Here is a 13,136-nt window from a genome sequence, read left to right on the forward strand (position 1 = left end):
GTGGCGATGACATTGCCGTCGATCAATTGACGTCGGTATTTCTGTCGAATAAGCGACACAAATAGCGTTTTCCCGTACCAACGGTAAGTTTGCCTCTGTTCCCTGCGCTTTGCTGTGGGCTTGTCTTATAGTGCGCAACAGGTCGCAACCCGTTGCCCGGGTTGTGGTCGAACACTCGAATTCGTTTGAAAAGGACACTGCCATGCTGGATTGGAAGAATCGTGCGACGAACTCGCCAGACGGCGCTGCCGCGGCCTCAGGGGGCAGCCGCAGCGGCGGCAGCCTGATCGCCCGGGCGCTGGGCGGCCTGATCGGCGTCTATCTACTGATCGCCCTGGTGGTCGGCTGGTACTGGAGCCAGGAGCCGTCTGCCTTCCAGGTGCAGCAGCACGCGCAGAGCGCGGCGCAGCAGGCGCAGCGGCAGATAGTGACCGGCTACACCACGGTGGAAACCCTCAAGCAGGTCGCCACTACGCTGCTCGACAAACCGGGCGGCTACCTGTCCAACGACCTGGCCCCGCCGGGCCTGTGGCTGGACAACATGCCGAGCTGGGAATACGGCGTGCTGGTGCAGGTGCGTGATTTCTCCCGCGCGCTGCGCAAGGATTTTGCCCGCTCGCAGTCGCAGTCCACGGAGAACCCGGACCTGGCCAAGGCCGAGCCGCGCTTTCACTTCGACAACAAGAGCTGGGCGCTGCCGGCGTCCGAGTCCGAGTATCGCGAAGGCATCAAGTCGCTGGACCGCTACCTGGCCGACCTGAGCCAGAAGAATGCGCAGTTCTATGCCCGTGCCGACAACCTCAACAACTGGCTGGGCGATGCCGGCACGCGTCTTGGTTCGTTGTCGCAGCGCCTGTCCGCCAGCGTCGGCCAGGTGCGCCTGAACGAGAACCTGCAGGTCGGCAACGACGCCGAAGAATCCGGCCTGGTCGGGCGCGACGGCGTATACGAGACGCCCTGGCTGCAGATCGACAACGTGTTCTACGAGGCCCGCGGTCAGGCCTGGGCGCTGGCTCACCTGCTGCGCGCTATCGAGGTCGATTTCGCCGACGTGCTGGCGAAGAAGAACGCCACTGTCAGCGTGCGCCAGATCATCCGTGAGCTGGAGGCTGCGCAGGCGACTCTGTGGAGCCCGATGATCCTCAATGGCAGCGGCTATGGCATTCTCGCCAACCACTCGCTGGTGATGGCCAACTACATCTCTCGTGCCAACGCCGGCCTGATCGACCTGCGCCAATTGCTGAGCCAGGGGTGATGGAAGCGATTTCGGCGACCGAGGCGGCGCATCGCGCTGCTTCGGACCGGGAGCGGGTCGCCTGGGTCGACGAGCGCGATCAGCCCTTGGGCGGCGTCACCCGCGCCGAGCTGCGCGAGCGCCGGCTGATCGGGCGTGGCACCTATATCCTGTTGTTCAATTCGGCCGGTCTGCTGTGCGTACACCGGCGCACCTTGAGCAAGGCGCTGTATCCCGGCTACTGGGATGTCGCCGCTGGCGGTATGGTGCTGGAAGGCGAGGACTATCGGCTTTCTGCCGAGCGCGAACTGGCCGAGGAGCTGGGCATCGTCGACGCCGAGTTGGTCGAGCATGCGCACTTTCTCTACGACGCGCCGGAAAGCCGCTTGTGGTGCATGGCCTACTCGGCGGTGTCCGATGCGCCGCTGGTGTTGCAGCCGGAAGAGGTGCTGGAGGCGCGCTTCATCAGTATCGAACAGGCGCTTGAGGAAACTCGCCACCTGCCATATTGCCCGGACTCGCTGGCGGCGCTGCAGCGCTATATAAACCGGCCGCTTGCGGCCGGCTGATGTCCCTCTCCCATTTATGGGAGAGGGTGCCCGAAGGGCGGGAGAGGGTGGTCGTGTCGGCTCCCGTATTTCGTCGAGTTTTCGCTGTGGCGGGTTGCACCCGCCCTACCAGTTCTCTGGCAGGGTGTCAGGTGCGTCGCCAAAGTGCCGCACAATGACGCAAATCTGGACTTAGCAAGCCTGGCCTTTGCCGTTACACTGCGCGGCCTTTTCGGCGGACGCCTGTCCGCCTGCGCTGCCCCTGCCTGAGTGGGGCTTCGCGGTCGACGCCTGTCGGCCAATCGCTATCCTGACCCCTATGAGGACAAGCCGGTGGTCAAGAAAGCCTCTTCATTCTCGGCCCTTAGCGGTCTCGTCTATTCCACCGATGGCGGTCGCCATTGCCCGGACTGCAATCAGCCGCTGGATGCCTGCATCTGCAAACAGACGCGCATCCCTGAAGGCGATGGCATTGCCCGCGTTCGTCGTGAAACCAAGGGCCGTGGCGGCAAGACCGTCACCACGGTGAGCGGCGTGCCGCTGGCCGAGGAGCCGCTCAAGGAACTGGCCAGTGCGCTGAAGAAGCGCTGCGGCACTGGCGGTGCGCTCAAGGACGGCGTGATCGAGATTCAGGGTGACCACGTCGAACTGCTGCTCGCCGAGTTGAGCAAACGCGGATTTACCGCGAAGAAGTCCGGCGGCTGAGCCAGCTTTTTCTAAACTTTCGACGAGCTTTGGTGGTCGACCGCCGAGCAACCGTCATCTATCGCCTTTAATTTCTGACGCGACCTTCGGTTGCGCAAACCCATTTCCAGGGAGAACTAGATGTCCGCACGACGCACCCGCAAAGACGACGGCAGCCAATGGACCGTAGCCGATAGCCGCAGTGTCTATGGCATTCGCCATTGGGGCGCCGGTTACTTCTCGATCAACGATGCCGGACGTATCGAAGTGCGCCCCAACGGTCCGGACAGCCAGCCCATCGACCTCTATCAGCAGGTCGACGAGCTGCGCCAGAGCGGCCTGTCGCTGCCGCTGCTGGTGCGCTTCCCGGACATCCTGCAGGACCGCGTGCGCCGCCTGACCGGTGCCTTCGATGCCAGTATCGAGCGCCTGGAATACCAGAGCCGCTATACCGCGCTGTACCCGATCAAGGTCAACCAGCAGGAGGCGGTGATCGAGAACATCATCGCCACGCAGAACGTCTCCATCGGCCTCGAAGCCGGCTCCAAGCCCGAGCTGCTGGCCGTGCTGGCACTGGCACCGAAGGGCGGCACCATCGTCTGCAACGGTTACAAGGACCGGGAGTTCATTCGCCTGGCGCTGATGGGGCAGAAGCTCGGTCACAACGTGTTCATCGTCATCGAGAAGGAGTCGGAAGTCGCCCTGGTGATCGAGGAAGCGGCCGAGCTCAAGGTCGCGCCGCAGATCGGCCTGCGCGTGCGCCTGTCCTCGCTGGCATCCTCCAAGTGGGCCGACACCGGCGGCGAGAAATCCAAGTTCGGCCTGTCCGCCGCTCAGATCCTGCAGGTGGTCGAGCGCTTCCGCGCGGCCGGTCTGGATCAGGGCATTCGCCTGCTGCATTTCCATATGGGCTCGCAGATCGCCAACATCGCCGACTACCGCAAGGGCTTCCGCGAGGCCATCCGCTATTACGGCGAGTTGCGTGCCATGGGCCTGCCGGTCGATCACATCGATGTCGGCGGTGGCCTGGGTGTGGACTACGACGGTACGCATTCGCGCAACGCCAGCTCGATCAACTACGACATGCAGGACTATGCCGATGCCGTGGTGGACATGCTCAAGGAGTTCTGCGACCGCCAGGAAATCCCCCACCCGCACATCTTCTCCGAGAGCGGCCGGGCGATGACCGCGCACCACGCCGTGCTGCTGGTGCAGGTCACCGATGTCGAGCGGCACAACGACAAGGTGCCGGAGATCGACCCGAGCGTGGAGCAGCCGGAAGTGCTGCACTGGCTGATCGAGCTGCTCGACGACAGCGACCCGGAAATGGTCGCCGAGACCTACTGGCGGGCCACCCACTACATCGAGGAAGTGGCCGCGCAGTATTCCGCCGGCAAGCTGAGCCTGGCGCAGAAGGCGCTGGCCGAACAGTGCTACTTCGCCATCTGCCGTCGCCTGCACAACCAACTCAAGGCGCGCCAGCGTTCGCACCGTGCCGTGCTCGACGAACTCAACGACAAGCTCGCCGACAAGTACATCTGCAACTTCTCGGTGTTCCAGAGCCTGCCGGACACCTGGGCCATCGGCCAGATCCTGCCGATCCTGCCGCTGTCGCGTCTGGACGAGGAACCGCTGCGCCGCGCCGTGCTACAGGACCTGACCTGCGACTCCGACGGCAAGATCCGTCAGTACGTCGACGAGCAGTCCATCGAGACCAGTCTGCCGGTGCATGAGATTCGCGAGGGCGAGGACTACGTGCTGGGCATCTTCCTGGTCGGTGCCTACCAGGAGATTCTCGGCGACATGCACAACCTGTTCGGCGACACCGACTCGGTGAACATCTACCAGGCCGCTGACGGCAGCGTGGTGCACGCCGGTATCGAGACTCACGACACCATCGAGGACATGCTGCGCTACGTGCACCTGTCGCCCGAGGAGCTGATGACCCACTACCGCGACAAGGTGGCCAGCGCCAGGATCAGCGCGCGTGAGCGTACCCAGTTCCTCGATGCGCTGCGCCTGGGGCTGACCCGCTCGTCCTACCTGGCCTCGTAAGCCACCGACGGCATCCGGGCTACGCTGCTGCTCTGTGGGAGGCGCTTTAGCGGCGAAGCTTTACGTCTCTCGGTTCAGCCAATGATGCCGTGGCCACGTGCCATCAGCGTTGCCAGCAGCGGGATCGCCAGCAACAGCATTAGCTCGACGCGAATGCTCCAGGTTACCAGGCGCACCTGCCGTGCGCTTGGCGTCGGCACCTGGCCGGCCTTCACAGCGCTACGCCACTTGATGAACACCAGGGTAGGCAGGATCGACAGCAAGCCGACCAGGATGAACAGGCCGAGCTTGGCATGGAACAGGCTGTTGCCCATGTAGTAGGCCGCGCCCTTGCCGAACCACAGCACGCGGGCGATACCGGTGATCAGCACCAGGCCGGCGCAGATGCCGTAAGCCAGGTCGGCGATCATCAGGCTGCGTGCCCGCGACAGATCCAGCGGCGCCTTGAACAGCACGTGCTCGATGCTCAGCAGGGCGAACAGGGCGAAGATCGACAGGTAGTGCAGATAGGCGACGAACGCGGCGGCCATGTTTGCTTCCCTTCAGTGGGCGCTGGGGGCGAGCTCACTGCGGTTGCGACCGCCGTGCTTGGCCCGGTACAGCGCCTGATCGGCACGTTTTAGTGCGTCCATGGCGCTCTCGCCTACGCCGAGCAGCGTGCAGCCGAGGCTGGCGGTCTGTTGCAATTCGGCCTTTTCCAGCTGCATCGGCTGGCTGGCGATGGCCAGGCGGATGCGTTCGGCAATTTGCAGCAGCTCCTGCTCATCGTGCACCTGGGTAAGGATGACGAACTCCTCGCCGCCATTGCGTGTGACTACATCCTGCGGGCGCACCGCGGCACTCATGCGTCGCGCACTTTCCCACAGCACGTGGTCGCCACCATCGTGGCCGTACCGGTCGTTGACCTGCTTGAAGTGGTCAAGATCGCAATAGATCAGGCCCAGGCGCCGCTGGTTGTGCTCGGCAGCGGCTTGCTCCAGCGGCAGGAAGTGCAGCAGCCCGGCGCGGTTCCACAGTTGGGTCAGCGCATCGAGCATGCCCTTGCGCTGCTCGCGGCTGAGGGCGTCGCGCAGGTCGCTGGCCTGCTGCGAGCAGTGCAGCAGGTGCAGGTAGTGTTCGGTGAGGTAGGCCAGGTCGCGCAGCTTGAATCGATCCTGGTGGCCGAACTGGCGTGGCTTCGGGTCCGCCAGGCACAGGGTGCCCAACGGCATGCCGTCGGCATCGTGCAGCGGCCAGCCGGCATAGAAGCGTACGTCCGGGGTATTGCGCGCCAGCTCGCTGCCGGCGAAACGTTTGTCTACTTGGCTGTCCTCGACGATCAGCGGCTCGTCGTACAGTACCGCCTGCGAGCAGTAGGACAGGCTGCGCGGCGTTTCCGCGGCGTCCAGCCCCTGGCGGCTCTTGAACCACTGACGGTCGCGGTCGACCAGCGTGATCAGCGCCATCTTCACCTGGAACAGGTCGTGGGCCAGGCGAGTCAGGGTATCGAGATAGGGATCGGCAGGCGTGTCGAGCAGCTCGAGGCGATCGAGTGCCTGCTGGCGTTCGGCTTCATTCGACGGGACTGGCACGCTGAGCATGAGCGATCTCTCCTTAAGCTGGGGAAGGGAACCACAGGTCGCGACGGCTCAATTGCCAAGCATAGCCAGCCAACACCAGGCTGCGCAGCCCCATAAATGCCAGAAATGCCAACCACAGCCCGTGGTTGCCCAGGCTTTGCAGCCACCAGCCCAGCGGCAGCGTCAACGCCAGGGCGATGAGCATGGCGTCGCGCATTTCCCGGGCACGAGTAGCGCCGATGAACAGGCCGTCGAGCAGATAGCTCCACACCGCCAGCAGAGGCAGCAGCGCCAGGTAGGGCAGGAAGTTCAGGGCCAGTTCGCGGACCTCGGCAATGTTCGTGAGCATGCCGACGAACCAGTGCCCGCCGAGCAGGAAGAACAGCGCAAAGCCGGCGCTGGCCAGCAGCGACCAGGTGCCGGCGACCAATAGCGAGCGGCGTAGCGCATCGCGATCTCGCGCTCCCAGGGCATGGCCGCACAGGGCTTCGACGGCATGTGCCAGGCCGTCCAGGGCATAGGCAGTCAGGGTCAGGCCATTGAGCAGCAGGGCATTGGCCGCCACCGTGGCATCGCCCAGGCGCGTGCCTTGTACGGTGATGAGGAAGAACACCAGCTGCAGTGCCAGGGTGCGGATGAAGATGTCGCGGTTGACCACCAGCAGCGGGCGCCAGTTGCTCCAGCTTTTCAGCGCGCTGCCGTCGAGTTGGCCTGGATAGCGAGCCAGTGCTCCGCGGGCCAGCCACAGCCCGAGCAGGGCGCCGCTCCATTCGGCGATCACCGAAGCCCAGGCCGCGCCGGCCACGCCCCATTCGAGGCCGAGCACGAACAGCAGATCCAGCGACACGTTGATCAGGTTGGCGGTGAGCAGAATGGCCAGCGGGCCACGGGCGCTTTGTGTGCCCAGCAGCCAGCCGATCAACGCGTAGGTTGCCAGGCTGGCGGGCAGGCCGAACAGGCGAATCTGGAAGTACTGGCGCGCCAGTTGGTCCAGTTCGGCCGACGGCTGCATCAGACTCAGCGCCGCGCTGCTGAAGGGCACGGCCAGCAAACCCAGGAGCAGCGCCAGGAACACGCCCAGGCCGAGCCCCTGCACCAGCACCTGGCGCAAGGCGCCGCCGTCCTCGCGGCCTGCGGCCTGGGCGGCGAAACCGGTGCTGCCCATGCGCAGAAAACCCATGGCCCAGGTGAGCAGGGTATAGAGGCTGCCGCCGACTGCGACCGCAGCGAGCTGGTGAGCATGCGGCAGGTGGCCGACCACGGCGGTATCGACCAGCGCCACCATGGGCACCGAGAGGTTGGAGAGAATCATCGGCGCCGCCAGCGCCCAGACCTTGCGCTGGGTTGGGGCGTGGCGCCAGGCATCGAGCAGGGCGGACATGAGCAGCTCCGGCAAAACGCCGATTATAGGCACAGCGCCGGCGCGGCCCCAGGAGTGTGAGTAGTTTGGCGAATTCGTCGGGATGACTCGTCGCCTTCAGGGCGCCTCGGCTATAGTTGTCGGCCTCTGCGCCCCCCTGATTCCGGAGCCCGCAATGCCGAACAAAGGACTGCTTCTGGCCTTGGCGCTGACCCTGCTCAGCGCCTGTGATTCTTCTGAACCCCCTGCCACGGTGACCCCCGCTGCTCCTGCCGCGCAACAACCACAGGCGCCGAAGCCTGCGGTCAACCGCGAGGCGCTGGCCGAGCGTTACGCCGGGCGCGAGCTGGAGGTGGTCGACGTCTCCGAAGTACAGCTCGATGGTGCCAGTGCGCTGTCGGTGACCTTCTCCATTCCGCTGGACCCCGACCAGCCCTTCGCCGAACGCCTGCATCTGGTCGATAGCGTCTCTGGCAAGGTCGATGGCGCCTGGGAGCTGACCGACAACCTCAGCGAGCTGCGCCTGCGCCACCTGGAGCCGCAGCGCAAACTGGTACTGACCATTGATGCCGGCCTCAAGTCGATCAATGGCGGCAAGCTCGCTGCCGAGCATGTCAGCCGCTTCGAGACTCGCGATTTGCAGGCCAGCGTCGGTTTCGCCAGCCGTGGCTCGCTGCTGCCGACCCGCCTGGCCGAAGGCCTGCCGGTGATCGCGCTGAACGTCGACAAGGTCAATGTCGAGTTCTTCCGCATCAAGCCCGAGGCGTTGCCGAATTTCCTCTCGCGCTGGGGCCGCGCCAGCAATCTGGATACCTGGGAGGCGCGCGAGCTGCTGCCGATGGCCGAGCTGGTCTATGGCGGCCGCTTCGACCTGAACCCGGCGCGCAACACCCGTGAAACCCTGCTCTTGCCCATCGCCGGCCTGGAGCCGTTCAAGCAGCCGGGTGTTTATCTGGCCGTGATGCGCGAGGCTGGCAGTTACAGCTATTCGCAACCGGCCACGCTGTTTTCCCTGAGCGATATCGGCCTCTCCGCGCATCGCTATCGTGACCGTCTGGATGTGTTCACTCAGGCACTGGAAGGTGGCAAGGCGCAGTCCGGGGTGCAGCTGGAACTGCTCGATGGCGACGGTGCGCTGCTCGCCGAAGGCAAGACCGACTCGGCGGGCCATGCGCAGTTGCCGCTGCCGGCCAAGGCCCAGGTGCTGCTGGCCAAGCAGGACGAACAAACCAGCCTGTTGCGTCTCAACACCCCGGCGCTGGACCTGGCCGAGTTCGACATCACCGGCCCCAAGGCGCATGCCCTGCAGTTCTTCGTGTTCGGCCCGCGTGATCTGTATCGCCCTGGTGAGACCGTGCTGCTCAACGGCTTGCTGCGCGATGCCGACGGTAGCCCGGTCAAGGCTCAGCCGGTCAGCGTTGAGGTGCGCCGCCCTGATGAGCAGATCAGCCGCAAGTTCGTCTGGAATGCCGGTGATGACGGTCTTTATCAATATCAGCTGCCGCTGGCCGAAGAGGCGCCGACCGGTCGCTGGCAGTTGTTGCTGGACCTGGGCGATGGCAGTCCGCAGCTCTACGAATTCCTCGTCGAGGACTTCCTGCCCGAGCGTATGGCCCTGGAACTCAAAGGCCGGGACCAGCCCTACGCGCCGGGCGACAGCGCCGAATTCGCGGTGACCGGGCGTTACCTCTACGGAGCGCCGGCCGCAGGCAATCGCCTGACCGGGCAGCTCTACGTGCGCCCGCTGCGTGAGGCGGTGGCGAGCTTGCCGGGCTATCAGTTCGGCGACGTCACCGAAGCCGACCTGAGCCAGGATCAGGAACTCGACGAGGTCAATCTGGATGACCAGGGCCGCGCCATGCTGCGCCCGGAGAACCGCTGGGGCGACGCCAAATCGCCGCTGCGTCTGATCCTCCAGGCCAGCCTGCAGGAGTCCGGTGGCCGCCCGATCACCCGTCGCATCGTCCAGCCGGTATGGCCGGCCGAGCGCCTGCCGGGCCTGCGTGGCCTGTTCGACGGCGAGGAAGTCGACGCCGACAGCCTGGCCGAATTCGAAATCCTGGTGGCCGACGCCGCCGGCAACAAGCTGGCAGCCGACAACCTCAACGTGCGCCTGGTGCGCGAACGCCGCGACTATTTCTGGAGCTTCTCCGACGGTGAAGGCTGGCGTCACAACTACAACGAGAAATTCCTCACTCTCAGCGACGAGCCGCTGAAGGTCGCCGCGGGCGGCACCGCCAAGGTCAGCTTCCCGGTGGAATGGGGCCCGTATCGGGTCGAGGTGGTGGACAACCAGACCGGTCTGGTCAGCAGCCTGCGTTTCTGGGCAGGCTACCGCTGGCAGGACAACGCCGACGGCGGCGCGGTGCGCCCGGACCAGGTCAAGCTGGCGCTGGATAAACCCGCCTATTCCGCTGGCGATGTGGCCAAAATCACCGTCACCCCGCCGGCTGCCGGTAATGGCTACCTGCTGGTCGAGTCCAGCGAGGGGCCGCTGTGGTGGGAGGAAATCAGCGTGCCGGCCGAGGGCAAGACCTTCGAACTGCCCATCGACAAGAAATGGGCGCGCCACGACCTCTACCTCAGTGCCCTGGTGGTGCGTCCGGGTGAGCGCAAGGCGCAGGTCACCCCGAAACGCGCGGTCGGCCTGCTGCATCTGCCGCTGGAGCGTGCTCCGCGCAAGCTGGCGGTGAGCCTGGAGGCGCCAGAGAAGATGCGGCCCAAGCAGCCGCTGAAGGTCAAGGTCAGCGCACGTAATGCCGACGGCAGCATCCCTGACAAGGTGCATGTGCTGGTCGCCGCGGTGGACGTGGGCATCCTCAATATCACCAGTTATGCCACGCCCGATCCTTTCGCCAACTTCTTCGGGCGCAAGGCCTATGGCGCTGACCAGCTGGATATCTACGGCCAACTGATCGAAGCCCAGGGGCGCGTCGCCAGCCTGGCCTTCGGTGGTGACGCCGGCCTTGCCGCCGGTGGCAAGCGCCCCGATACCAGTGTGCTGATCGTCGCCCTGCAGAGCGATGCGCTGAAGCTGAACGACCAGGGCGAAGGCGAAGTCAGCCTGGATATCCCCGACTTCAATGGCGAGCTGCGCCTGATGGCCCAGGCCTGGACCGACGAGCGTTTCGGCATGGCCGAAGCCAAGACAGTAGTCGCCGCACCGCTGATCGCCGAGCTGTCGATGCCGCGCTTCCTCGCCGGTGGCGACGAAACCACCTTGGCGCTGGACCTGACCAACCTGTCCGGTGCCGAACAGCAGCTCGAGGTGCAGGTCGGCGTTGAAGGTCAGCTGCGTCTGCTCAACCAGGGCGAGGCACCGATCCGCCTGAACGACGGCCAGCGCACCACCTTGCGCATTCCGGTGCGAGCCGAAGGTGGTCTGGGGCAGGGACGTATCCACGTCGAGGTGCAGGGGCTGGTGCTGCCGAACGAGACGCTGGGTGGTTTCAGTCGTGAGTGGACGCTGGGTATCCGCCCGGCCTATCCGGCGCAGCTGCAACACTTCCGTGCAGTGCTGGGGGAGGGCGAGCCCTGGACCCTGCCTGCCGGAACCTTGAACCAGTTCGAGCCTGCCGGGCTGGAAGCCGTGCTGGCACTGTCGAGCCGGCCGCCGCTGAACCTCGCCGAGCAGATTCGCGCACTCAAGGCCTACCCCTACGGCTGCCTGGAACAGACCACCAGTGGCCTGTATCCGTCGCTTTACGCCGATGCCGCCAGCCTGAAAAAGCTTGGCCTGCAGGGCGAGCCGGACGAACAACGGCGCAAGAGCATCGAGCTGGGCATCGAGCGCCTGCTCGGCATGCAGCGCTACAGCGGCGGCTTCGGCCTGTGGAGCGCCGAGAGCGAAGAGGAATACTGGCTCACCGCCTATGTCACCGATTTCCTCCTGCGTGCCCGCGAGCAGGGCTTCGGCGTTCCGCCGGATGCGCTGAAAAAGGCCAATGATCGCCTGCTGCGTTACCTGCAGCAAAGCAGCCTGATCGAGGCCAGTTACAGCCAGGACTTCGCTCACACCCGCTTCGCCGTGCAGGCTTACGCCGGCTACGTTCTGGCGCGCAGCCAGCAGGCGCCGCTGGGTGCGCTGCGCAGCCTGTTCGACCGTCGCAACGACGCACGTTCCGGTCTGCCGCTGGTACAGCTGGCTGCTGCGCTGAAGCTGATGGGTGATGCGCCACGTGCCGAGCAGGCGCTGAACCAGGGGCTGATCCAGCCGCGCGATGGCGAACGCTGGATGGCCGACTACGGCAGCCCATTGCGTGACCAGGCGCTGATTCTCGCCCTGCTGGAAGAGCACGACCTGGCGGCCGGGCAGCGCGAGCAGCGGCTGTTCAACCTGGCCGATGAGCTGGCCGGCCAGCGCTGGCTGTCGACTCAGGAGCGCAACTCGCTGTTCCTCGCCGGGCGCGGCATTCTCGGCAAGCCGGAGCAAGCCTGGAGCGCTGCGCTTGCCAGCGGCGCCTTCCAGTTCGAACTGAGCAATCAGCAGCCTGGCATCAAGCTTGAGCGCGGCGAACTGGCCGAGCCGCTTAGCGTGAGCAACGCCGGCAGCTCCAAGCTGTATCAGCAGCTGACCCTGTCCGGTTACCCAAGCCAGGCGCCGCGCGCCGGTGGCGAGAACCTCAGCATCGAGCGTGAGTACCTCGGCATGGATGGCCGTCCGCTCGACCTGCAGCGCCTCGACAGCGGCGAGCTGGTGCTAGTGCACCTGGCCGTGCGGGCCACGCAGCGCGTACCGGATGCTCTGGTGGTGGACCTGCTGCCGGCCGGCCTGGAGCTGGAGAACCAGAACCTCGCGCAAAGCGCGGCGAGCCTCGATGACGCCGGCAGCAACGTCAAGGAATGGCGCCGCTCCATGCAGAATGCGCGGATCAAGCACCAGGAATACCGTGGTGATCGCTACGTGGCGGCAGTGGACGTGGAAGGCTACGGCACCACCCATCTGCTCTACCTGGCTCGCGCCGTGACGCCCGGCAGCTACCGTGTACCGCCACCGCAGGTCGAGTCGATGTACCGACCGAGCTGGCAGGCGCTGGGGAGTGCGCCGGAGAGTCTGGTGGTCAGGGGGCGCTAAAAGCGACTCCGGAATGCATCCGTGCTACAGATCACGTAGCCCGGATGCAATCCGGGGATTTTCGAGCACAAGGAGGTGCCGAATGGTGAAATACCGAAGAGCCAAGTTAGCCGGCGGCTGCTATTTCTTGACGCTGGCTCTGCAAGACAGACGTAGTGATCTGCTGTGCAAAACCGCGGCGCTTTTACGTCGATGTTTGCAGGATACGCAGGCAAGACTGCCTTTTCGCGTACCTGCGTTGGTGGTGTTGCCAGATCACCTGCACATGCTGATGGTTCTACCACCTGATGACGCCGATTTCTCTGCGCGAATCCGTATGCTCAAGGCCTCGTTCGTGGGAGTACTACGCCAGCAGGTTGGCAGCGAAGTGCGCACCAACGCCAAAGGTGAGGCTAACATCTGGCAGCGACGATTCTGGGAGCATCTGATTCGTGACGAGCAGAACTACCGCAACCATGTGGATTACATCCATATCAATCCGCTCAAACATGGTCTGGTCGCTCGTGTACAGGATTGGCCATTTTCCAGCTTTCACCATTATGTGCGCCAAGGCTTGCTACCCATTGACTGGGCTGGTGGAGCAGAAGTTGAGATCCAAGATGCTGGCGAGTGAGGAATTCCC

General features: G+C 64.8%; 9 protein-coding genes. 6 read left to right on the top strand and 3 right to left on the bottom strand.

Going from position 1 to position 13,136, the window contains the following annotated elements; all coding sequences use genetic code 11:
* Positions 1–202: 202 nt before the first annotated feature.
* The 4 genes from B2U07_RS18735 (at position 203) to speA (ending at position 4,521) form a co-directional block, all read left to right on the top strand.
* On the top strand, positions 203–1,255 hold the full coding sequence (locus B2U07_RS18735; protein WP_275547254.1) for a DUF2333 family protein: 1,053 nt from the start codon (positions 203–205) through the stop codon (positions 1,253–1,255).
* Complete coding sequence (locus B2U07_RS18740) at positions 1,255–1,803, top strand: NUDIX hydrolase (protein WP_275547253.1); 549 nt, start codon at positions 1,255–1,257, stop codon at positions 1,801–1,803. The genes B2U07_RS18735 and B2U07_RS18740 overlap by 1 nt, the downstream gene beginning before the upstream one ends.
* Positions 1,804–2,115: 312 nt before the next feature.
* Positions 2,116–2,487, top strand: coding sequence for a translation initiation factor Sui1 (locus tag B2U07_RS18745; protein ID WP_275547252.1), 372 nt, complete (start codon positions 2,116–2,118; stop codon positions 2,485–2,487).
* 120 nt (positions 2,488–2,607) lie between these two features.
* Complete coding sequence (gene speA, locus B2U07_RS18750; protein ID WP_275547251.1) at positions 2,608–4,521, top strand: arginine decarboxylase; 1,914 nt, start codon at positions 2,608–2,610, stop codon at positions 4,519–4,521.
* 74 nt (positions 4,522–4,595) lie between these two features.
* Here the strand turns inward: speA and B2U07_RS18755 are convergent, their stop codons facing one another.
* From B2U07_RS18755 to B2U07_RS18765, 3 genes are read right to left on the bottom strand one after another with little or no spacing between them, the layout of a single operon-like run.
* Positions 4,596–5,051 carry a DUF2214 family protein gene (locus tag B2U07_RS18755; protein WP_275547250.1) on the bottom strand — a complete coding sequence of 152 codons (456 nt, stop codon included), beginning with the start codon at positions 5,049–5,051 and terminating at the stop codon, positions 4,596–4,598.
* Positions 5,052–5,063: 12 nt separating this feature from the next.
* Entirely contained in the window at positions 5,064–6,101 is a 1,038-nt protein-coding gene (locus B2U07_RS18760) for a GGDEF domain-containing protein (protein ID WP_275547249.1), read from the bottom strand.
* 13 nt (positions 6,102–6,114) lie between these two features.
* Positions 6,115–7,461, bottom strand: a complete 1,347-nt coding sequence (locus B2U07_RS18765) for an MATE family efflux transporter (RefSeq protein WP_275547248.1) — start codon at positions 7,459–7,461, stop codon at positions 6,115–6,117.
* Between the two features lie 154 nt (positions 7,462–7,615).
* Between B2U07_RS18765 and B2U07_RS18770 the strand changes: the two genes are divergently transcribed.
* Complete coding sequence (locus tag B2U07_RS18770) at positions 7,616–12,514, top strand: alpha-2-macroglobulin family protein (protein ID WP_275547247.1); 4,899 nt, start codon at positions 7,616–7,618, stop codon at positions 12,512–12,514.
* Between the two features lie 82 nt (positions 12,515–12,596).
* Entirely contained in the window at positions 12,597–13,127 is a 531-nt protein-coding gene (locus B2U07_RS18775; protein WP_275547246.1) for an REP-associated tyrosine transposase, read from the top strand.
* Positions 13,128–13,136: the final 9 nt, after the last annotated feature.

Source organism: Pseudomonas sp. UBA7530 (assembly GCF_002479365.1).
In the GTDB taxonomy this organism is placed as follows: Bacteria; Pseudomonadota; Gammaproteobacteria; order Pseudomonadales; family Pseudomonadaceae; genus Aquipseudomonas.

What these genes read in the sequence shown, in the direction of transcription:
- B2U07_RS18740 (WP_275547253.1), top strand. Translation starts at nt 1,255, where the DNA reads ATGGAAGCGATTTCGGCGACCGAGGCGGCGCATCGCGCTGCTTCGGAC.
- B2U07_RS18775 (WP_275547246.1), top strand. Translation starts at nt 12,597, where the DNA reads ATGGTGAAATACCGAAGAGCCAAGTTAGCCGGCGGCTGCTATTTCTTG.
- B2U07_RS18765 (WP_275547248.1), bottom strand. Translation starts at nt 7,461, where the DNA reads ATGTCCGCCCTGCTCGATGCCTGGCGCCACGCCCCAACCCAGCGCAAG.
- B2U07_RS18735 (WP_275547254.1), top strand. Translation starts at nt 203, where the DNA reads ATGCTGGATTGGAAGAATCGTGCGACGAACTCGCCAGACGGCGCTGCC.
- B2U07_RS18760 (WP_275547249.1), bottom strand. Translation starts at nt 6,101, where the DNA reads ATGCTCAGCGTGCCAGTCCCGTCGAATGAAGCCGAACGCCAGCAGGCA.
- speA (WP_275547251.1), top strand. Translation starts at nt 2,608, where the DNA reads ATGTCCGCACGACGCACCCGCAAAGACGACGGCAGCCAATGGACCGTA.
- B2U07_RS18770 (WP_275547247.1), top strand. Translation starts at nt 7,616, where the DNA reads ATGCCGAACAAAGGACTGCTTCTGGCCTTGGCGCTGACCCTGCTCAGC.
- B2U07_RS18755 (WP_275547250.1), bottom strand. Translation starts at nt 5,051, where the DNA reads ATGGCCGCCGCGTTCGTCGCCTATCTGCACTACCTGTCGATCTTCGCC.